This window comes from Actinoplanes palleronii (assembly GCF_016862315.1).
Lineage (GTDB): Bacteria > Actinomycetota > Actinomycetes > Mycobacteriales > Micromonosporaceae > Actinoplanes > Actinoplanes palleronii.
The window spans coordinates 78558-99413 of record NZ_BOMS01000088.1 but is presented as its reverse complement, the minus strand read 5'-3'; the positions used below and the strand labels follow the sequence as shown (position 1 = coordinate 99413).

16 protein-coding genes are annotated in these 20856 nt (G+C 70.0%); 12 read left to right on the top strand and 4 right to left on the bottom strand.

Going from position 1 to position 20856, the window contains the following annotated elements:
* Positions 1–44 precede the first annotated feature (44 nt).
* Complete coding sequence (locus Apa02nite_RS28020) at positions 45–2771, top strand: helix-turn-helix transcriptional regulator (protein WP_203827650.1); 2727 nt, start codon at positions 45–47, stop codon at positions 2769–2771.
* Positions 2772–3056: 285 nt separating this feature from the next.
* Here the strand turns inward: Apa02nite_RS28020 and Apa02nite_RS28015 are convergent, their stop codons facing one another.
* Complete coding sequence (locus Apa02nite_RS28015; protein WP_203827649.1) at positions 3057–3908, bottom strand: hypothetical protein; 852 nt, start codon at positions 3906–3908, stop codon at positions 3057–3059.
* 116 nt (positions 3909–4024) lie between these two features.
* Here Apa02nite_RS28015 and Apa02nite_RS28010 point away from each other — a divergent pair, with 116 nt between their 5' ends.
* Both Apa02nite_RS28010 and Apa02nite_RS28005 read left to right on the top strand, forming a co-directional pair.
* Positions 4025–4378, top strand: a complete 354-nt coding sequence (locus Apa02nite_RS28010; protein ID WP_203827648.1) for a hypothetical protein — start codon at positions 4025–4027, stop codon at positions 4376–4378.
* A gap of 89 nt (positions 4379–4467) precedes the next feature.
* Positions 4468–5664 carry an MFS transporter gene (locus tag Apa02nite_RS28005; protein ID WP_203827647.1) on the top strand — a complete coding sequence of 399 codons (1197 nt, stop codon included), beginning with the start codon at positions 4468–4470 and terminating at the stop codon, positions 5662–5664.
* 18 nt (positions 5665–5682) lie between these two features.
* Here Apa02nite_RS28005 and Apa02nite_RS28000 read toward each other — a convergent pair whose 3' ends face one another.
* Complete coding sequence (locus Apa02nite_RS28000; RefSeq protein WP_203827646.1) at positions 5683–8706, bottom strand: PAS domain-containing hybrid sensor histidine kinase/response regulator; 3024 nt, start codon at positions 8704–8706, stop codon at positions 5683–5685.
* An 82-nt stretch (positions 8707–8788) separates the two neighbouring features.
* Here Apa02nite_RS28000 and Apa02nite_RS27995 point away from each other — a divergent pair, with 82 nt between their 5' ends.
* The 9 genes from Apa02nite_RS27995 (at position 8789) to Apa02nite_RS27955 (ending at position 18923) form a co-directional block, all read left to right on the top strand.
* Positions 8789–9079: a hypothetical protein gene (locus Apa02nite_RS27995; RefSeq protein ID WP_203827645.1), complete on the top strand. Its 291-nt coding sequence runs from the start codon at positions 8789–8791 to the stop codon at positions 9077–9079.
* A gap of 608 nt (positions 9080–9687) precedes the next feature.
* Entirely contained in the window at positions 9688–10827 is a 1140-nt protein-coding gene (locus tag Apa02nite_RS27990) for a sensor histidine kinase (protein WP_203827644.1), read from the top strand.
* Positions 10828–10830: 3 nt separating this feature from the next.
* A complete protein-coding gene (locus tag Apa02nite_RS27985; protein WP_203827643.1) occupies positions 10831–12831 on the top strand; it encodes an ATP-binding response regulator in 2001 nt (666 codons plus the stop codon).
* A gap of 219 nt (positions 12832–13050) precedes the next feature.
* The gene (locus Apa02nite_RS27980) at positions 13051–13512 is read left to right on the top strand and encodes a MarR family winged helix-turn-helix transcriptional regulator (RefSeq protein WP_203827642.1); all 462 of its coding nucleotides are present in this window, start codon (positions 13051–13053) and stop codon (positions 13510–13512) included.
* Positions 13513–13864: 352 nt separating this feature from the next.
* Positions 13865–14314 carry a response regulator gene (locus tag Apa02nite_RS27975; RefSeq protein WP_203827641.1) on the top strand — a complete coding sequence of 150 codons (450 nt, stop codon included), beginning with the start codon at positions 13865–13867 and terminating at the stop codon, positions 14312–14314.
* A 602-nt stretch (positions 14315–14916) separates the two neighbouring features.
* The gene (locus Apa02nite_RS27970; RefSeq protein ID WP_239164621.1) at positions 14917–15663 is read left to right on the top strand and encodes a hypothetical protein; all 747 of its coding nucleotides are present in this window, start codon (positions 14917–14919) and stop codon (positions 15661–15663) included.
* Positions 15664–15665: 2 nt separating this feature from the next.
* The gene (locus tag Apa02nite_RS27965) at positions 15666–16898 is read left to right on the top strand and encodes a sensor histidine kinase (RefSeq protein WP_203827640.1); all 1233 of its coding nucleotides are present in this window, start codon (positions 15666–15668) and stop codon (positions 16896–16898) included.
* Complete coding sequence (locus Apa02nite_RS27960) at positions 16895–17539, top strand: response regulator transcription factor (RefSeq protein ID WP_203827705.1); 645 nt, start codon at positions 16895–16897, stop codon at positions 17537–17539. The genes Apa02nite_RS27965 and Apa02nite_RS27960 overlap by 4 nt, the downstream gene beginning before the upstream one ends.
* Positions 17540–17714: 175 nt before the next feature.
* Positions 17715–18923, top strand: a complete 1209-nt coding sequence (locus Apa02nite_RS27955; protein WP_203827639.1) for an alpha/beta hydrolase — start codon at positions 17715–17717, stop codon at positions 18921–18923.
* A gap of 24 nt (positions 18924–18947) precedes the next feature.
* Here Apa02nite_RS27955 and Apa02nite_RS27950 read toward each other — a convergent pair whose 3' ends face one another.
* Both Apa02nite_RS27950 and Apa02nite_RS27945 read right to left on the bottom strand, forming a co-directional pair.
* A complete protein-coding gene (locus Apa02nite_RS27950) occupies positions 18948–20117 on the bottom strand; it encodes a DUF3500 domain-containing protein (RefSeq protein WP_203827638.1) in 1170 nt (389 codons plus the stop codon).
* A 5-nt stretch (positions 20118–20122) separates the two neighbouring features.
* On the bottom strand, positions 20123–20782 hold the full coding sequence (locus tag Apa02nite_RS27945) for a GntR family transcriptional regulator (RefSeq protein ID WP_203827637.1): 660 nt from the start codon (positions 20780–20782) through the stop codon (positions 20123–20125).
* Positions 20783–20856 lie beyond the last annotated feature (74 nt).

Sequence of the window (20856 nt, the reverse complement as noted above, 5' to 3'; positions counted from 1 at the left end):
CTGGGGCTCAGATGATCAAGGCGGCACCGGGAGCGTCAGCAACCATGGACGGACTTATGCACGTCGCCGGCGAGCCCATCGGCCGACGACGCGAGCTGGACCTGATCACCGCTGCACTCGCTCCCGAATCACCGGAGGGCCAGGCACTCGTCCTGCTCGGAGACGCCGGAGTCGGCAAAACGCTGCTGCTGCAGGCCATCGCCGACCAGGCCAGAGCCCAAGGGCGCCGGGTGCTACGCAGTCGCGGCGACCGGGGCGAGATCGGTCTGCCGTTCGCCGCCTTGCACCAACTGCTGGGGCCGGCGCTACGACTCGCCGACGGGCTCGCCGACGCTCAGCGGGCAGCTGTCCGCGCCGCCTTCGGCGAGGCGGAGCCCGCCACCGGCGGCGGCGAAGCCCAGCCACCGGACGCGATGATGCTGCGGCTGGGCTTTCTGAGCCTGGTCTCCCGGCTGGCCGACGACGGCCCCATCCTGCTGCTCGCTGATGACCTGCAGTGGATGGACCCGGCCAGCTGTGACGTCCTCGCGTTCCTGGCACGCCGGCTGGAAGGGGAACCGATCGCACTGCTCGCCGCCGTACGCGGCGATCGGGTACCGGCCGGCCTGCAACGGGCACTGCCCAGCTTCCGGATCGAACCGCTCGGCCCGGCCGACAGCGCGGAACTGTTGTCCCGCCAGCCAGTAGTACTGCCCGAATCGCTGCGGGCGCGGGTGCTGGAGCAGGCAGCCGGCAACCCCCTGGCACTCGTCGAACTGCCTCGGGTGGTGACCGGCGACGGGCCGCCTGTCAGCCGCCGGGTCGAGGACGCCTTCGCCGCCCAGCTGGCCGGCCTGCCCGAACCCACGCGACGTGCGCTGCTGACGGCCGCCGCGGCGGGCACCGCGGATCTGTCCACGATGACGGCCGCGCTCGCCGAGCCGTACGCGGTCTGGGCGCCCGCCGAACAGGCCGCCCTGATCCGGCTGCACGACGGGCGGCTGGAGTTCCGGCATCCGCTCGTCGCATCCGCTGTCTACGGGGCAGCCCCGTTCGCCGAGCGCCGCGCCGTCCACCTGGCCCTCGCCCGCGTCGAACAGGACAGCGACCGGCGCGTCAGTCACCTCTCCGCAGCGGCCGTCGGCCCCGACGAACAGACCGCGGCATTGCTCGAAGCCGCGTCCGAGCGCGCGCGACTCCGCGGCGCTCTCACCGAAGCCGTCGCGGGTCTCGAACGCGCCGCCCAGCTCAGCCCGGATCTTCACGAGCAGGGCCGGCGGCTCAGCGTCGCCGCCGTGGTCGCGTTCGTCGCCGGTGACGTCGTCCGCGCTCAGGACGTGGCGGCCCGGGCCGCCACCCTCACCGACGACCCGGTGGGGCAGGCCTGGCTCGACCAGCTCGCCGGGACAGCGGCCTCGATGACGCTGCGCATGGAGCAGGCGTTCGAGCAGGTCCTGCCGGCGTCGCCGGATCAGCTGCCCGCCGGCGATCAGGCCTTCTACCTGCTGACTGTGGCAGCCCACATCGCCTATTACACCAACCGTCCGGACCACCACCGCCGGCTCGCGGCTGTCTGCCCACCGGCCTCAGCGCCGCTGACCGTCTATCAGCAGTGGATCCGCTGGGTGCTGGATCCCTTCGGTCAGGCCGACAGCGCCCGCGCACTGCTGCCGTCGGTGATCGCCGCGCTGCGCGGCGACCCGGCCGAGCAGAACCTGACCGCGACCCTCGCGATGCGCGTCGATGCCACCGAGATCGCCATCAACCTGCTCGACGCCGTCGCCCACCCGGACCGCGCCGACGCCGCCCGGGTCATGGCCGGCACCGCCGCGGCCGACCGGGCCTGGGCACTGTTCGACGCCGGACGATGGCCGGAGGCCCGGACCGGCGCCGCCGCCCTCGTCGAGGACTCCCGGCAGGCGCCCGCGCAGATCTCGGTCACCAACGCCCAAATCGTGCTCGGCTCGCTGGCCGCAGCCTCGGGCGACACCGCCGAGGCCGACCGGCTGCTGCAGCCGATCCTCAACCACAGCGTGGCCGCCCGGATCCAGGCGTTCACCGTCCGCGCCCGCTGGGCGACCGGCTTGACCGCACTCGCCCGGCGCGACCACGAATCCGCGTACACAGCCTTGCGGCCGCTCTTCGACGACATCGGCAACCCCGTTCACCCGCATCTATGCTCGTACTACGTGGGTGACTTCGCCGTCGCGGCGGCCCGCACCGACCGGCGCGATATCGGACGCACCGTCACGCAGCGAATCCGACGGCTCGCCGGCCAGGGCGCCTCCCCGCGGCTGCGGCAGCTGTGGCACCGTGCGGACGCCCACCTCGGATCGCCCGCCGACGCCGAGCAGCACTTTCACGCCGCGCTCGGCCAGCCGGACGCCGATCGGTGGGCGTTCGAACACGCCGTGGTCCGGCTCGAGTACGGCGAATGGCTCCGGCGCCGGCGCCGCGTCACCGACAGCCGAACCCAGCTGACCCCCGCGATCCAGATCTTCGACCGCCTCGGGGCAGCCGTGTGGGCTGATCGTGGCCGCGAAGAACTGCGGGCCACCGGTGTCACAGCACCGGCACCCCGACGTGACACCCTCGGCGGATTCTCGCCCCGCACCCAGCAGGTCCTGCGGCTGGCCGCCCAAGGCATGACCAACCCGCAAATCGCCGAACAGCTTTACCTGTCCCCGCGGACCGTGAGCTCCCACCTCTACCGCAGCTTCCCCAAACTGGGCATCACCCAGCGCGGCCAGCTCCGCGACGTCATCTGGGACGACCGACCAGAGGACGTATGACCCGATCGGTCGCGTCGGCGAAACGCAGAAGATGCCCGGTCTCGGTTGCTGACAGCTACCGCGATACAAATCATCTGATCCGTACGGGTAGCGGGGAATCGGCGAACGCCGAAGCCTGCTGTGCTGATCCAGTTCCCCCGCGCTCGTCCGGCCCGGCACATCCGAGCACCACCGGAGCACCACGCGACCGCCGCCGTCCGGTGTGATTGCCCGGGCGATGCTCAGCCCTGGCCCGCGCGGCGGCTATCAAGTCCGCGCGAAGGACGGTCTGACCACGGCCGGCGGTCAGGTTCCCGGCGGTGGCGGGACGGTGAGTTCGGCGAGCGCCGAACCGACCTGGTGCAACCGCTCGGCGGCCTCCAGCGCGGCCGGCCCCGGGTCGCCGACCACCTGCAGGTACAACTGAGAAACCTGGCTGATCGCCTTCACCACGATCCGGCGGCACTCGCCGAGCCGCGCGAAGATCTCCACGAGGTCGTCCTGGCGGGCGCCGACAGCGGGCAGGGACAGGTCCCGGCCCAGCTGCGCCAGGTCGTGAGCCCGGTGCCGGGCGCCGGCGACCACGGCCCGATGGTCGTCGAGGACCGGATCCAGTGCCCGGCCGGCGAACCGCGCGACGAGCCGATCGAACACGCCGCCGGCCTGTTGGATCTCCTCGTTCTCCCCGGCCCACCGTGCGCGCAGGACCCTGGTCCGTGCGCTCGCCCCCGGCAGGTCCGGGACGACCGGCCCGGCGGTCAGCGCCCAGCGGCGTCCCTGCTGCTGCGGTACGACGCGCCGGACCTGGGTGAGCCGGTAGCGGGCGGTACGCGAACGCGACCACGGCAGGTGGTCCCACCCGGCGAACCGGTAGTCCTCCAGGTGCCAGTCGTTCGCCAGTGCCCGGGCAGCCCGCTCCGCCCGGTCCGCGTCGCGCACGGCACGCAGCACGGTGAGTACGCCCTCCGGTCCGGCGCTGCTGCCGTCACCGGTGCGCACCGCGACCCGGACGACCGCGGTGGCGACGTCGAGCACGGTGTAGTCCTCCGGAAGCAGCTCCCGCGCTCCGGTGGCGTCCAATGATCCGTCCAGCAGCCAGGCGTACAGACCGCCGACTGGGCCCCGTCCCGCGCCGGGCAGAGGGCTCGGACTCGTCATCGATCGCCTCCCCTGGGTTCGCGGACTCGGTGGCACAGCACCACGGCCGCCACGATAACCGCGGTACCCGCTGGCCGGAGCGGCAGGTGGGTGCCGAGCGATCGCGGAGCGCCCGCGTGCTCGGCCGGCCCGCCATCCTCGGCCCGGACGGCGCCCCGGTGCGCGGCCTGCGCACCAAGGCGCTCGAACCGTTCGTCTATCTGGTGCTCAACCGCGACGGCGCCGCCCTCGGCGACATCATGGAAGCACTCTGGCGCGACATCACCCTGCAACGCGCCACCGACCGGCTCGAGGACGTCGACGCGATCCACGACCGGCTCGAACGGCTGCGCGGGGCGCTCGCCGAGGCCGGTCTGCCCGCACGCTCGGACACCGAGCAGTTCGCCGCCGACCTCCTGCGCCGCGCGCCCGCGACGTGCGGCGACCGGCCGTGTCGCCGGCGAACCTCCGGCCTGTCGAGAATGGCTTGATCGGATCGGCGCGTATTGGACCTTGTGACGGGACCGTGGCGGGCCGAGCGTGGAGGCCGACATGTCGTCCCCGGCCGAAGGCAGGCAGATTGATCGCCACCACGCTCATCCGTGTGTACCTGGTCAGCGCCGTCGGCGACGGCGCCTTCCTGGTCACGTTCGCGCTGTTCTTCACCCGCCATGCCGGGCTGTCCCCGGCCAGCTTCGGACTGGGCATGTCGCTGGCCTGGGCGGCGGGCTTTCTGTGCAGCATGCCGCTGGGTGAGTTCGTCGACCGGATCGGGGCGCACCGGGCGGCGGTCGTCCTGGCCGCGGGTACGGCTTCGGCCGTGGCGGTGCTGCCGTACACCCGTGGCTACGCCGCTTTCCTGGTGGCGATCTGCGCGTACGGGATCTGTCAGTCCGGGCTCACCGCCGCCCGGCAGGCGCTGCTGAGCGGGCTGATCGCACCGGCCGAACGCACCCGGGTCCGCGCCCGGCTGCAGTCGTGGAGCAACGGCGGCCTGGCCCTGGGCGCGCTCGTCGGCGCGCTGGCCCTGGCGGTGGACACCCGGGCCGGCTACACAGTGGTGCTGACCATGGACGCGGTGGCGTTCGCGACTGCCGCGCTGCTGTTGAGCCGGCTCCCGGCCGGGACGGCACCGCAACCGGGCGTGGAGCCCGCCAGGGTGGTGCTGCGGGACCGCCCGTACGCGATGTTGGCCTTGTTGAACGCCGTGATGCTGCTCTACATGCCGCTGTTGAGCCTGGTCCTGCCGTTGTGGATCGCCCAGGCCACCGGCGCGCCCACCTGGATGGCCGCGGCGGTACTGGCGATCAACACGGCCAGCGTGATGGTGTTCCAGGTCCGGGTCGCACGCCGGGTCACCGACGTGCCGACAGCCGCGCGGACCGTACGGGCCGCCGGACTGGTGATGTTCGCCGCCTGCGCGGTCTTCGCCACCACCGCGGGCGGCGGCGCCGCGTGGCTGATCTGTGTGGCCCTGGTGGCGGGCACCCTGCTGCAGGTGCTCGCCGAGATGCTGCAGTCCGCCGGGAGCTGGGAGATCAGCTTCGCTCTCACGCCGGAGGGGCGGCACGGGCTCTACCAGAGCATGTACAACAGCGGCATCCCGCTGGCCCGCATCCTCGGCCCGGTCGCGCTGACCGGACTGATCCTCGGGCACGGCATGGTGGGGTGGCTCGTGCTCGGCGGCCTGATCGCGACGGCCGGGCTGATCACCGTACCGGTGAGTGAGTGGGCGCAACGGCACCGCTCGCACGCCGCACCGCCGCGGCGGGGTTGAACCGTCAGGTCTCGGCCGTCAGACGCTTGGCAGCGTTCCCGCCGTCCACCGCTCCAGTGCCGCCCGCAGCGCCTCGGAGTCGATGGGTTTGCTGAGGTAGTCGTCCATGCCCGCGGCGAAGCACTGTTCCCGGTCCTCTGCCAGCGCACCGGCGGTCATGGCGATGATCGGAATGTGCTCGCCGGGGACTTCGCGTTCACGCAGTGCGGCGGTGGCTTGGTAACCGTCCATTCTCGGCATGTGACAGTCCATCAGGATGGCCCGATAGGTGTGTGTCGTCGTGAGCGCCAAGACCTCCGCACCGTTCTGGGCGAGATCACAGTCGAAGCCGAGCAGGTCGAGCAGGTCCTCGGCGACCATTTGGTTGATCTTGTTGTCCTCGGCCAGCAGGATGCGAACGCGTTCACCGGGGACTGCGGCACGGGTGGTGACAGTCTGGACGTCGCCCGCGATCCGCACATCCGGTGTGTCCGCCTCGTGCAGGACGGTGCGCAACCGCTGCGTGCCGAAAGGCTTGGTAAGAAGGTGGGCACCGAGGTCAGGCAGCGCCGGAGCGTCGGACTGATGACTCGGCGAGGCGAGCACGACAAGGTGGCAATCGCCGGCGGCCATGGCCGATCTCAATTTCTGGACGAGGTGGTCCGCTCCCACCAGCGCGCGATCGTCGACCAGCACGAAATCAGCTGACCCGTGGCGCAGCTCGGTGAGCGCCTGCGGCGTGCTCGCAGCCTCGGTGACGGTCATGCCCCAGTGCCGGGCGTGTTCGGCGACGAGTTGACGGCGGGTCGGTTGCGAATCGATCACCAGGAGTCTGCGGGCGGCGAACGGTGCCGGAGTGTCCCGGTCCGGCTGCGATGCCGCCGGGAGCGGAACGGTGAAGGTGAACGTGCTGCCTCGCCCGAGGGTGCTCTGGGCGGTGAGTTCGCCGCCCATCAGTTCGACGAACTGCCGGCTGATCGTCAGGCCGAGCCCGGTGCCGCCGAACTGCCGGCTGGTGGAGGCTTCGGCCTGGGTGAAGGGTTCGAACAACCTCGGCAGGTTCTCGGCAGCGATGCCGAGACCGGTGTCGGTGACCGCGAAGACGATGCGCGCCGTGTCGTCCCCGGCGGGGCGGGCGGGTACGGCGGACAGGATCACGTGTCCGTGCTGGGTGAATTTCACCGCGTTGCCGACCAGGTTCAGCAGTGTCTGGCGTAGCCGCCCGCCATCGCCGTGGACCGTCGCGGGAAGTTCCGGCGGGTGGTAGCAGAGAACGTCAATGTCTTTGTCCCGTACGGCTTCGGCGGCGACTTCGATCACCGCGTCCAGCAGTTCAGGAAGATCGAAATCGGCCGCGACGAGCTGCATCTTCCCCGATTCGATCTTGGAGAAGTCGAGAATGTCGTTGATGACGGTCAGCAGGGCCCGGCCGGAGGTGCGGATCGCCTCGGCGTAGCGCAGCTGGTCGGCACTCATGGCGGTTCTCAGCAGCAGCTCGGTGAGACCGATGACCCCGTTCATCGGGGTCCGGATCTCATGGCTGACCATCGCCACGAACTGTGACTTCACCTTCGCCGCCGCCAGCGCGTCGTCGCGCGCGCTGGCCAGCGCCTGCTCGACCTCACGGCGCTGGCTGATGTCCCGGATCGCACCGGAGATCATGATCCCTTCATCGGTGTGCAGCGGGGCGAGGCTGATCTCGATGGGGAATTCGGTACCGTCGCGGCGCAAGCCGTACAGCTCCATTCCCGAGCCCATGAGCAGATTGCGCGGCGCGGCGACATATCCCTTCCGGTGCCGGACGTGCCGGTTGCGAGCACCCTGCGGCATCAGCTGCTCGACCGAGAGACCGATCAGGTCCTCGCTGGGGTATCCGAAGAGCCGCCCGGTCTGGTCGTTGGCCAACGTGATCATCCCGGATCCGTCAACGATGATCATGGCGTCCGGGGCGGTCTGGACCAGGGTTCGGAATCGTTGTTCGGCGGCGACCTGGGCAGTGACGTCGCGGGCGATCGAGGCTGCGCCGACGAGAGTGCCGTCCTGGTCACGGATCGGCGAGATGGTCAGACTGACCCGAAGCCGGCTGCCGTCGGCGCGGCGTCGCACACCTTCCCGGTGCACCACCGGCCCGCCGTCACGCAGTGACCTGAGGATTTCGTCGATCTCGTCGAAGTGTCCGGGCATCGCCAGCATCCGGATGGATCGGCCGATGGTCTCGGTGGCCGGGTAGCCGTACATCCGTTCGGCGGCGTCGTTCCAGCTGACGATCGTTCCGTCCAGCGTCTTGCCGATCACCGCGTCGTCGGTGCCGCTGATGATCGAGGCGAGGAACGCCTGGTTGTGTTCCGCTGCCCGCTGCGCCGTCATGTCCCGGGCGACGCCGTAGATCATGGTGTCGCCGTCCGCGAGGGTCACGCTCCAGCTGAGCCACCGATACGTGCCGTCGCGGCACCGGAAGCGGCTCTCGAAGCCGGTAGCGCCGGGGCTTCCGGTGATCATTTGGCGGGCGTCCGCGGCGGTGCGGTGAACGTCGTCCGGATGCACGAAGTCCAGGTACGGACGACTCATGAGCTCCTCGGCGCTGAAGCCGAGAGCGCGTTCCCACGCCGGGTTGAGCCGCTGGAAGAAGCCGTCGCGGCCGGCGATGCACAGCAGGTCGCCGGACATCTCGAAGAAGCGGTCGACCTGGTCGGCCACGCGCCGATGCTGCGCCTCGGTCGCCTTGCGTTCGGTGAGATCACGGCAGGTGATCGTTCGTAGGGAAACACCGTCGTGGGCCCGAACGGGACAGACGGTGAGCAGCACACTGACCCGGGTGCGGTCCGGCCGCAGGATCTCCGTGTCGATCTCCCACGCCTGGCCGGCAGGCGGCTGCCGGTCCATCAGCTCGGCCATCGTCGCCGCCCGCTCGGGCGGCCACCACGGAAACGGCGAGCGCATACCGAGCGCTTGGTCCGCCGGGTAACCGGTGATCTCACTCCACCGCGTGGTCACCTGAAGGACCTCGCCGTCAGCGCCGATGGTGATGACACCTTCCCGCAGCGAGTCGAGCACCGTCTGCACGTAGTCCCGCTCGGCGCGCAGTTTCTCGTCCGCGGCGTCCATGGCGGTCCCGGCTCTGACGAACAACAGGTAGAGGGCGGCGATGACCATGCCCGTCGCCGCGGTCACCGCGAGACCCGCGTCGATCGGGACGGTGGTACGGCCCACGGCGGTCACCAGCACCGCGACTGCCAGGACCGCGACAACCGACGGCGCCAGCCTGCGCATCGTCCGGCCGCCCGGGCCGCGCCCGGTGAACACGTCGCCGGGTGGCCGGTCCGGGCGACTGAGCACGACGCCCAGGTCGAGGATGAACAAGCCGACTCCGGCCAGCAGCGACGTCCCGGGGAACTGCGCGCTTCCCCACCGGATGCACTCGGCGCCGTACACATGACCGAGGACCGCCGAGATACCGACCAGCAGAGTTGCCGGGGCCAACAGGCGACCGGCCAGCCGGTTCCTGATCAGATGAGTGTCGGACAGAAAGATGCAGAGCCCCACCAGGAGCAGCCCGGCCGCCATGTGCAGCGACGGACGGCCCGGCACGTCGCTGACAGCCCACTGCCGGACCCGGTGCGGGAACAACACGGCGTCAACGAGCCTGACCCGCACGATGTACTCGATCACCACGGTGGCGGCGATCGTCGTCACCAGTGCCCCGGCAGCACGGCCCAGGCCATGGCGGAGCCGGCGGCACCTGCCCGGCAGGACCAGCACCACGCCGAGGCCCGCCGCTACCAATTGGGCGGCCGTCAACGGTGGCGTCGGTGGCCAGCCGTCGAACCCCTGGACAAGGGCCCGCACCCCCGTCGCGTAGCCGCTGAGCACCACGAAGCCCACCACCATGGCGGCCGCCGCGGCTTGGGTGGCGAGCAGTCGTGGCACACGGCCACGGACGTCGATCGGGTACTCCGGCATATTTCCAACTATGTATTTTTTCATCAGCAAAGGTGTTTAAGCTGGCAAAATTAGGTCGTTTCCGTCCAGGCCAGGGGAGCTCCGGTGACAAGGTCTTCGACTGCCGCCGAACGGCTCGCGACGCCGGACCATGTGTGGTTGAACTTTCCGGTGGCCGGCCACGCGGTCGTGAGCATCACTGCCGACGGCACCGTGAACTCCTACAACGAAGGGGCGCGGCTGCTGTTTGACATCCCTGCGGGAGCGGAGCGGATCCAGGCTGCCGACCTGTTCGGTCCGCCGCTGGTCACGGCAGAAGGCCGCCGTTCGCTGCTCGACGGTCTTGCCGCAGCCTCCGAGCAGCCTCCGGCGTGGACGGGAACCCTCGCCTGCTTCCGCGGCCCGGGACGGCCATTCGTGGTGACCGCCACGGCGGTCCGCGACCTCGGCGGGGCCGCGGGCGAGGGCAGCCTGACGGTGATCTGTGGCCCCCCGCCCCCGCGCAATGCCGCATTGCCGGCCGCCGGCTGGCTCCCCCCGGATCTGGCGCCCCGGATCGGCCACGAACTACGTGGCACGATGACCGGGATCGCGGGACTCGCGGCGATCCTGGCGCGGCGGGCCGCCGGCGCGAGCGGGACCGGTGACGAGCTGCGCCGGCTGGGGATGATCGAACAAGCTGCCCGCGCGGGCATCGCCGTCGTCGACAACGTGGTGGAGATATCCCGGATCGAATCCGGGCGCATCCACTGCACCAAAGCGGCCGCCGACCTTCAGCAGGTCATTGCCGCCGCCATCGGCATGTGTGCCGCGGCGGTCGGCGCCACGGCCGAGGTACGCGACACGACCGTGGGCGCCGTCGTCGTTCGCACCGATCCGGGCCTGGTCAGGCCGATCCTGGTCGAGCTGATCACCAATGCGCTGGTCGCGGGATCCGCCACCCGGGTGAGTGTCCGTGCGCACGCGCTGACCGACACCACATCCATCGAAGTGACCGACGACGGTCGCGGCATAGCGGTCGAGGACCAACCGACGATCTTCGAAGCTTTCGTACGCGGTCAATCGGCGCCCGACACCGCAGCCGGCCTCGGGCTCTACCTGGCGCGGCGGCGCGCCCAACTGATCGGCGCCGAGGTGACCATGTCCAGCAGCCCCGGCCATGGGAGCACCTTCACCTTGACGCTCCCGGCCGGAAGCGACCCTGAGCCCACGGCCACCGCGCGAACCGGCGCGGGCGGGACGTGACAGATGACCACCGTGCTGGTCGTGGACGACCGTGCCACCAACCGCGAGGTCGCCCGGGAGGTCCTCAGCGAGGGTGGTTACGACGTCGTCGAGGCCTCCGACGGCCGGCAGGCACTGGAACTGGCCCGGTCACTGCACCCCGACGTCGTACTGACCGACATGCTCATGCCAGGCATCGACGGATTTCAGTTCGCTCAAGAGATGCGCGCCATCCCGGAGACGTCCGACATACCGCTGATCTTCTACACCGCGAACTACAGCCAGGACGAGGTCCGCCCGCTCGCCGAGACGCTCGGCGTCGCCCGCGTCGTCGAGAAGGCCGCGACACCCGATGAGCTGCTGGACGCCATCGCCGCGACGCTGCGCGACTTCCACGCGACCGGACCACGACTGCATGCGCCACAGACGGCCCAGCACATCGACGTGCTCAACGCCAAGCTCTTGGAGAAGACCGACGCCCTCGACGAGAGCGAGGCCCGCTTCGCCGCCATGGCCGACGCCTCGCCGGTCGGCATCATCATCACCGACCCTGCCGGACACGCGACGTATGTCAACCCCGGTGCGCGCGAGATCACCGGCTGGCCGGGCGACCGGCTGCTCGGACAGGGCTGGCTGACCTGCCTGGGCACCGGACTGCGCACCCTGGTGACCGGGGACAGCGATCCGGCCACCGCCGGCGAACAGCGCCGTGATTGCCACCTCGCCCACCCGGACGGGCGTTACCGGCGATTGACCGTGCTCGGCCGGCCGATCCTCGGCGGCGACGGTACGGTGACCGGCTCCGTCATCACCGTCGACGACGTCACGGCCGTGATCGAAGCCGAGGAGCGACGCCGGATCGACGAACTCGACCGTGCCGGTGAGGCGCGGCGGCAGGCGACCGCCCGCTTCGACAGCCTCGCCCGGCTGGCCGGCGGCGTCGCCCACGACTTCAACAACCTTCTCAACATCATCTTGTCGTTCACGGACTTCATCGACGAATCCCTCGACGATGCCACCGGTGCGGTGCTCACCCAGGACTGCTCCGACGCGATGCGCCACGACGTCGACCGCATCCGTCACGCCGGACGACGGGCGGCCGAGTTCACCCACCAACTGCTCACCTTCGGCGGCAAGGAGGTGATCAAACCGGTTCTCGTCGACCTCAATGCCATCGTGCGCGAGATCGTCGACCTGGTGCCCACCCCGGTCGCGGGGACCGTGACGGTCACCGTCGACCTCGCCACCGACCTGCAAGCGGTCAAGGGTGACGTCGCCCAGTTGCGTCAGGCGCTGAGCAATCTGGTCATCAACGCCGTCGAAGCCATGGCCACCGGCGGCACCCTCGAGATCGCAACCACAAACGTCGCCGGCACCGAACGGCTGGTCCACCTGCGGGTCACCGACAACGGGACCGGCATGTCACCGGCGACCCTCGATCAGGCGATGGAACCGTTCTTCACGACCAAACCCAAGGGCACCGGACCGGGACTGGGGCTGGCCACCTCGTACGGCATCGTCCGCCAGTCCGGCGGGCGCCTCGTGCTGGAATCCGAGCCCGGCCGGGGCACGACCGCGCACCTGTACCTGCCGGCCCCGCGCCTGGCGGCGTCCCCGCCCGCACCGGCGGCGGGCGCACCGGGCACGACTGATCGCACCGTTCTGGTGGCGGAGGACGAAGCCGGCCTTCGCGAGGTCATCTTCCGGATCCTGCGCAAGGACGGCTTCCACGTCCTGATGGCCGCCGACGGTCAGGAGGCCGCCGCCCTCGCGCAACAGTACGACGGCCCGATCCACGCGGTGTTGTCCGACGTCGTCATGCCGGTGATGAACGGACGCGAACTCGCTGTCGCATTGTCCTCCCTGCGGCCCGACGTCCCGATCCTGTTCATGTCCGGATACGCCGAACCCCTCATGAACGAGCAGGGACTCATCGAGACCGACGCCGTCGTCCTGAACAAACCCTTCACCCGCGATGAGTTGCTCGCCGCGCTGCGGCAGACCCTGACCGCCGTCGCCTCCTGAGGCCTGCACCGCACCACCACGGCGACGTCGTCGGCGTGCGGGCGATACGGGGTCGGCGACGCCAGCAGGTGATCCTGCCCGGACAGCAAACCGATGCACCGGGCAGTCCTGGCGCGGACGCGCTGCCGACCCGAGCAGGGGCCCTTCCGGACACTGTTCAGCGGCGAAATCTTCGGCTTCAACACCACCAGACGCCGCCCTTCGCCCGATAATGGCCGTATGTCGGATATCGAGGTCACTGCCGCCGTCCTGGGCAGGGTCATCGTCCAAGCCGGCCGAGTGCTGGACGGACCCTTCACTCAGGTGATCGACCGCTACGGCATCACCCGCAACGCCTGGTGGCTGCTGACCGAGTTGTATCGCACGCGCGATGGGGACCTGGCGACCATCGGCGAGCATGCCCGGCGCAGCGGGCTGGCCGCCTCGTCGGCCACGATCGCCACCGAACAACTCGCGAAGCGCCGGCTGGTGCGACGCTGGCGGCCGAAGGACAACCGGCGCACCAGCTTCGTGGCCATCACCGACACCGGTGTCGAGCTGGTCGACAACGCCCGAGCGGACCTCGAGCGATCCGTCGCCGAACTTTACGAAATCTTCGACGAAGACGACCGCTGCACCCTGCATGGCCTGCTGTCCCGGCTGCTCGCTGATGGAATGCAGCAACTCGGTCCGCGAGGCTGAACACGGTCACTGCGCACCACCCCCTCGCCCGGCTGCCTGTGAAGAACGTCGCCACCCGCTGCCGACAACATCAGCGCCGAAAGCTTCAGCGCAGAAATATTCCGCCGAAGATGACGGCAACGCGCACCCACTGCGCGGATCCAGGCGGTGATCGCACTGACGCAGCCGCCTCGCAGGTCGCTGAACGCTGGACATTCGACGCCGTAGCCGGTGGTGACACCCCACTTGACGGGGCGCACATGTACTTGGCTGGACCCGCCGTGAGGAGAAATCCTTGACCATCAGACATCCGGTCACGCCTGTCCGATTCTTCACTTCCGCCAGAACGCGATTGACGAACGGGGATGCAGTCATGAGCAGTGAATGTTTAGCCGACGATCCGCTCCTGGCCCACGAGCGCGGAAAACCGGCAGGCAGCATACGGAAGAACAGCATTCTGGTGGCCGCGCGCGACAACTGGACGCGGGACTTGGTCACTTTCGTCCTGCACACGTTCGACTTCGACACCGAGCAGGCCGCCAACGCCGCCGGCGCGGTGGATGCGGCCGGCGCCAAGCGCCCCGACCTCATTTTGCTCGACCAGGACCTCGATGATCTCAACTGCTTGTCCGTCTGTGCACGTATGCGTGGCAGTCACGCCGTCTGTGCCGCTCCGATCATCATCCTGACCGATCAGGTCGCGAAGATAGACCTCTGCCTGGCGCAGCACCTGGGAGTCGTCGGATTCCTGGACAAACCCATTCACATGCCGGACCTGACAGAACGTGTACGCACCATTCTGCCGAGCCGCCCCCGACCATAGTCATCCAAGAATGCGCGGCTCCGTTATCCACAGAGACGTGAGTCCGTGCGGAAAGCACGAAATGCTCCACCGGACAACTTTCTCGACCGATAGAAAAGCAACCACAACCACACTTGAGGCAAGGAAACGTCATGCCGAATTTGAGTTTCTCGTCGTCCGTAGCCGGCACCGAGAGTGCCGCCGCTCAGCTGATCTCGCACAGGTTCCACCTGGCCAGCGTCGATGCGAAGACCACGGTCATATTGACTGCCGAACCGGCATCCTGCTCCCTCGCGCAGGCCGGGCCGGAGACGATCAGGCCAGCCGCGCCGGTCGCATGGCCAGGTTCACACGCCAGCGCAAATTTGAGGTAGGCGAGACGCCCTCGGCTACTCGCCCTGAGGTAGACCTAGGTATACCTCAGGGGTAGTGCAGCCCCACCCGGCGGTGCTATTACAGGCGCCATCGCGCTCGGCGAGGCCGAACTTTAGCGTCGTCCTATGCGATTTCGAGCGATCACGACGACGGGTGCCGCCGCACCGACACCGGGTTCCGACCGCAGAACTGGGCGACTGCATTCGAGGTCCGCGATCGGATGGCTGCTGGCCGCCGGCGCAGCGTTGGTGGCGACATTCGTGCTCGCTCCCGCCGCACTGCTACGGCCGGCCTTCGGGGCTTACGACAGCGAGGCGAAACTGCAGGGCGCCGTGGGACGTGCCCTCGTCGAGTACTGGCGAAGCGGAACCTCGGAGTTGCCCGCCGGCCTGACGACGCTCGTCGACTACTGGTTCGCCTGGCATGCGATCAAGGTGGCGATCAGCGCGTCGTCGGTCATCGTCCTCGCCCTGCTCGCCACCGCGCTGTGGCACCGATACCTGCGAGCCCGGGGGTCCGCGACGGCCGCCACGGCCGCGACGGTGGTGACGGTTCTCGCCGTGGGAGTGCTGATGGCGAACATCCAGGCGACGGCCGTACCGTTGGTCGCCCTGCTGCCGCTGCTGTCCGGCACCACCGCCGACGGCCGGCTCGCGCAGGTGGTGAGTGAGATCCGCGAAAGGCTGACGACCTCAGCCGATCCGCAGGCCGGTTCCGGCGCGCTGGCGGTGCTGCTTAGCGAGGTCGCGCGATACCACTGGGTCCTGGCAGCGGTGTCCGCCACGCTGCTGGTGGCGCTCGGCCTGGCCGGCGCCCAGTTCTGGAAGCGGCGGACGACCGGCGGCCCGGGCGCCACCCGCGTCGGAGTCATGCGCCGTACACTCGGTGTGATCATGATCCTGACCGCATGTCTGCTGCTCCTCATGACAGCGGCCAGTGTCGTCTCGGCGCTGCAACCCGCCACCGCGCTGCTCGACGCCCTCGGAGCAGGCTGACCGTGGCGGCGAGCGTGTGGCAGGCGATGGCGGGCCACCCCGTCCGCTTCGTTCGGTCGCGATGGCCCTGGCGCAGCCTGGCCTACGTCGTCAGTAGCCTGCCGGTGATCGCGATCGGCTGGCTGGCCGTTCTGCCGCTGCTGCTGTTCCCGCCGCTGCTGCTGCTCGCCGGCCCACCGATCGGGGCGCTGGAGCGCCACCGGCTCGCCTTGATGGATCCGGTGGCGATCCCCGACCCGCACCCGCCCGCGCCCCCGGGCGGCTGGGCATGGGTGCGCCAGCGGGTGACCGCGGCGGCGACCTGGCGCGAACTCGGCTACGGCGCATGCCTGCTGTCGGTGCTGGCGCTCCTCGACCTCGCCGCAGTGATCGTCCTACTCGTCTGCCTGCTGCTGCTGACGCTGCCGCTGTCGCTCGGGTTGGGCGCGAACATCCACATCACGCTGGGCACCTGGACGGTCGAGACCGTCGGGCAGGCCTGCGCCGTCGCCGCGGTGGCCGGGGTGCCAGCGACGGTCGTCACCCTGTACGGCATCAGCGTGCTCGGCGGCGCCCAGGCCGCCTTCGCCAGGTGGTTGCTCGCGCCCACCGGCATCGAGACGAGCCGTCAGGTCGAGGAGCTGGCCCTGTCCCGCAGCCGGTTGGTCAACGCCTTCGAGGCCGAACGCCGCCGGATCGAGCGAGATCTGCACGATGGCGCACAGCAACACCTGGTACTCCTGACGATGAAGCTGGGTCTGGCCGAGCGGCAGATGACCAGCGCGGACGCACGCGCCAGGCACCTCGTCGGCGAGGCCCACGACCAGGCCCGGCTGGCACTGATCACCCTGCGCGACCAGATCCGCGGCATCCATCCCCAGATCCTCACCGACCTCGGGCTGACCGAGGCGATACGCGAACTCGCCGAACGGTGTCCGATTCCGGTCGAGGTCGATCTCGACCTGCCCGGCCGGCTGCCGCCCGAGATCGAGTCCACCGCCTACTTCGTGGTTTCCGAGGCCCTGACCAACGCGGTGCGACACGCTGCCGCCACGCGCATCCGGATCAGCGGCGGACGCGTTGAGCAGCGACTGACGCTGGCCATCGTCGATGACGGCACGGGTGGCGCCGAACCGTCACGGGGCTCGGGCCTGCGGGGGCTGGCCGACCGCGTGGCCGTCGTGGCCGGCACCCTGGAGATCACCAGTCCACAAGGAGGACCCACCACCGTGCGGATCGACCTGCCGTGTCGCTGAGAATCGTGCTCGCCGAAGACGCCGCGCTCATGCGGGCCGGCCTGGTCAGCTTGCTCGAAGGGCTGGGCCACACCGTGGTGGCAGCGGTCGGCGACGGCGACGCGATGACGGCGGCCGCCCGTGCGCACCGACCCGACCTGGTCATCACCGATGTCCGCATGCCGCCCAGCTTCACCGACGAGGGGCTGCGTGCCGCGGTGGCACTGCGTGCCGGCGACCCGGGCGCGGCGGTTCTCGTGCTGTCGCAGTACGCGGCCACCGCGTACGCCGCTGAACTGCTCGGCCCGTCCGGGCAGGCCGGAGTCGGCTACCTGCTCAAGGACCGCGTCGGCGAGATCGCCGACTTCTCCGACGCGGTGTCTCGGGTCGCGGCCGGTGAGACCGTCATCGACCCCGACGTGGTGCGGCAGCTGCTGAACCGGCGGCGCACGACGAACCCGCTCGACCGGTTGACCACGCGGGAACGGGAGGTGCTCGAGCAGATGGCCGAGGGCCACAACAACCCGTCCATCGCCCGTGCGCTCGGCATCAGCGACGCCGCGGTGGCCAAACACATCGGCAACATCTTCACCAAACTCGAGCTTCCCGACGCCGACGGCCACCGCCGGGTTCTCGCTGTGCTGACCTACCTGCGAAGCTGACCGCACCCGAGCAGGCCGACGGCGACACCAAACCTGGCTGGACCGGCCGCTGGAGCGGGTGCGCGCCGCGGAGTGGCCGCCAACGAACTTGCCCCCACCGGGTACAGCCTGCTGTACCCGGATCGGGTGGCCAGCGGGATCGATGCCGATGTCCGTGATCCATAGCGTCGTTCTCATGACAACGGCAACGAAGTATCGGAGTCTGACCGTCGCCCTGACCGCCGTCACCGTGCTGGCCGGCGGTGTGGGCATCGCCCATGCGGCGAGCACACCGACCACCGCCCTGACCATGCAGACGGGCTGGACGGGCATCACCCGCGAGCAGGTCCGCATCGACCTCGGCACGGGCTGGGTCACCCAGGCCGAGCTGACCTACCCGAGCCGGGCCAAGGGCCGGCTCCCGGTGGTCGTCATGCTGCACGGCAGCGGCCACAACGACATGGACCAGACCCTGCCGGAGGGCAAGGGCGCGACGTTCGTGCCGCTCGCGCAGGCCGCCGCCCGGGAAGGGTACGCGGCGCTGCGGTTCAACAAGCGCGGCGTGACCGGGATCGGGCCGGTGGAGAGCACCGACCCCGCGCAGCTGAACCCGAAGCACCCGTACGCGCAGATCCAGCGTGACGCGGCGTCGGTGATCCGGTTCGCTGCCGCGTCACCGAAGCTGGATCCGTCCCGGATCGTCCTGCTGGGCCACAGCGAGGGTACGAACGTCGCCGCCAACCTGGCCGCCGACCCGAAGGCGTTCGGCATCCCCACTCCGGCCGGGGTGATCGCGATGGGTGTCGTCGGCCAGGACATCAAGAAGCTGCTGACCCTGCAGATCTACGGCCGGCTCCTGCTGCAGCTGCACGACGAGTTCGACGTGGACGCCGACGGCCGGTTGACGGCCGCCGAGGCGATCGACGGGCTGATCGGCCAGCCGAAGGCGGCCGCCGACCAGTTCCGCTCGGTCCTGCTCGACGGTGACAAGGTCCTGGCGAGCTCCGACACCGACCACGACGGGCAGATCGCGATCGACGCCGAGGCCGGGCGGGTCCTGCGCGCCGCCACCGGCATCGACGCGTACCCGGACGTCCCGGGCCTGGAGACGCTGCAGGACTACGTCGCCGACATCGCCCGCTTCCCCACGGTGACCGCGGCCCTGCCCCGGTTCGCCGGCCCGACGCTGCTGCTCAACGGTGAGAACGACCTGCAGACCCCGGCCCGGGCGGCCCTGGCCGCCGACGCCGCCGTCGCCGCGGCCGGCAACCCCGACCACCGGATCGTCATCTACCCGGGCATGGCACACACCATGAACGTCACGCCGAAGTTCACCCCGGAGTTCGGCAACCCCGACCACCAGGTCGTCACCGACATCCGGGCGTGGCTCCGGTCGCATCGCTGAGCTGCCGGGCAGCCGGCCCGGTGGCTACCGCAGCCGCCGGGCCGCGATGAAGTCGGCGTCGGATTCGGTGCTGGACGTGATGCGCCGGTGCAGGTGGGCGCTGCCCCGGCGGTGGTCGTTGCTCGCGTAGTGGTCGAGCAGCAGATCGTGGCCCAGGTCGTTGTCGAGGTCGCGCCAGACGGCGTGGATGTGCTGCCCGGCCGCGACCGCGTTGTCCGACTCGACGAGCAGGCTCCGCGTCGAGACCCGGAAGTAGTACGCGGTGTCCGGACGTAGCCCGCCGGCCCACGCGAAGGTGAGCAGCTCGGCCGGCTCCGCTTCGACGACCGCGCGGTACTGCGCGGCGAGTTCGTCGGGGCCGGTCTCCACGAAGTGCAGCAGGAGTTCGCGGGCGAGTCCGAGCTCGTCCGCGCTCAGCTGCGCGCCGTTGAGCCCGCTCGGTGCGTCCCGCTCGAAGCGCAGGGCCCAGCGGTCGTCGTCGGTGATCGCGTACGACTCGATCCCCAGGTCCACGTGGTCGGGCAGTTCGACCTCCCCCACGTACGGGACCTGGCGGGTGGTGAAGTCGGCCGGCGCCACCGGGTGGATGTGCGCGGCCTCGCGCTGCTGCGGGCTCAGCCGGTGCAGCAGCGCGAACCCCCGGCTCTGGCTCTCGCCGAGCGGGTTGAGCACCCCGGCCGGGAACGGCTGCGCACCCATCGCGAACGGCGTCACGGTCAGCTGCTCCTGGCCGACGACCGTGCAGGAGAACCCGAGGTGGTGGCCGATGATCCGCCAGCCCCAGGTGTCCTCGAAGCCCGGCCGGCCGAACCAGCTGAACAGGTACGCCTCGGGGTCGCGGAAGTCGGCGGCGTAGGCACCGAATCCGCGCTGCACGACTTCGAGTTCGCGCAGGATGTTCTCGGTCGCCATGATCGCCAGCGCCTGGCTGTAACCGCGCAGGCTCAGCGCGGAGCGCAGCAGGGTGTGCGCGAGGGTCTTCTGGTGCCTGTCGAGTTCGGCGAGCGCGACGCCGGTGCGGTCGGGTTTCGGGATGAAGTCCCAGTCGACGCGCCGCGGGTCGTCGAACGCGAAGTGGGCCCGGGCGCGCTGGTCGGCGGTGAAGCCGTTGAGCAGCGACCACGTCGTGAACAGCATGTCACGGATGGCGCCCGGCGCCCGGTAGGTCATGTCCTGCGGAGTATTCACCATCATCAGCCTCAGGCGAGCGCGTTGCCGAGGGCCACCGCGTGCCGGGTGACCGCGTCGAGGGTGTTCAGTTTGTGCCGGCGCGCGGCGGTCTCGATGGTGTCCGCGTCGGCACGGGCCTCGAGCAGGTCCAGCAGCGCGGCGTGCTCGGCGACCGATTGGACCGCGCGCCCGGGCGCGTGGGTGAAGGCGGAGCGGCGGATGAAGTCGAGCCGGGCCCATTCGTTGTCGAGCAGCGCGACGAGGTGCTTGTCCGGCGCCCGATGGAAGATCATGGTGTGGAACTGGCGGTTGAGCTGGGAGAACCGCAGCGGATCAAAATCGGCCAGGGCCTCGGACATCTCACCGTTGATCCGCCGGGCGTCGGCCAGGTCCTGCGCCGTGAGTTCCTCGGCGGCCAGGGCGGTGGCGAGCCCTTCGAGCCGGGCGAGCAGTCGCATGGTCCGGGTCCACTCCCCCGCGTCGAAGGTGGCGACGCGGGCGCCGACGTTCGGGATGATCTCGATCCAGCCCTCGGCTTCGAGGCGGCGCATCGACTCGCGCCACGGGATGGTGCTGATGTTGGTCTCGCGCCCGAGCTGGTCGATGACGAGCCGGTGCCCCGGGCCGTACGTGCCGTCCAGGATGCGTCCCTTGAGCAGGTCGTAACAGACTTCGGTACGCGTTGCCACGCCTTCACCGTCCCCTAGCTTCACCACAAATGACACAGGTTATCGTATGCGATCCGGCGGGCCGGCCGGCGAAT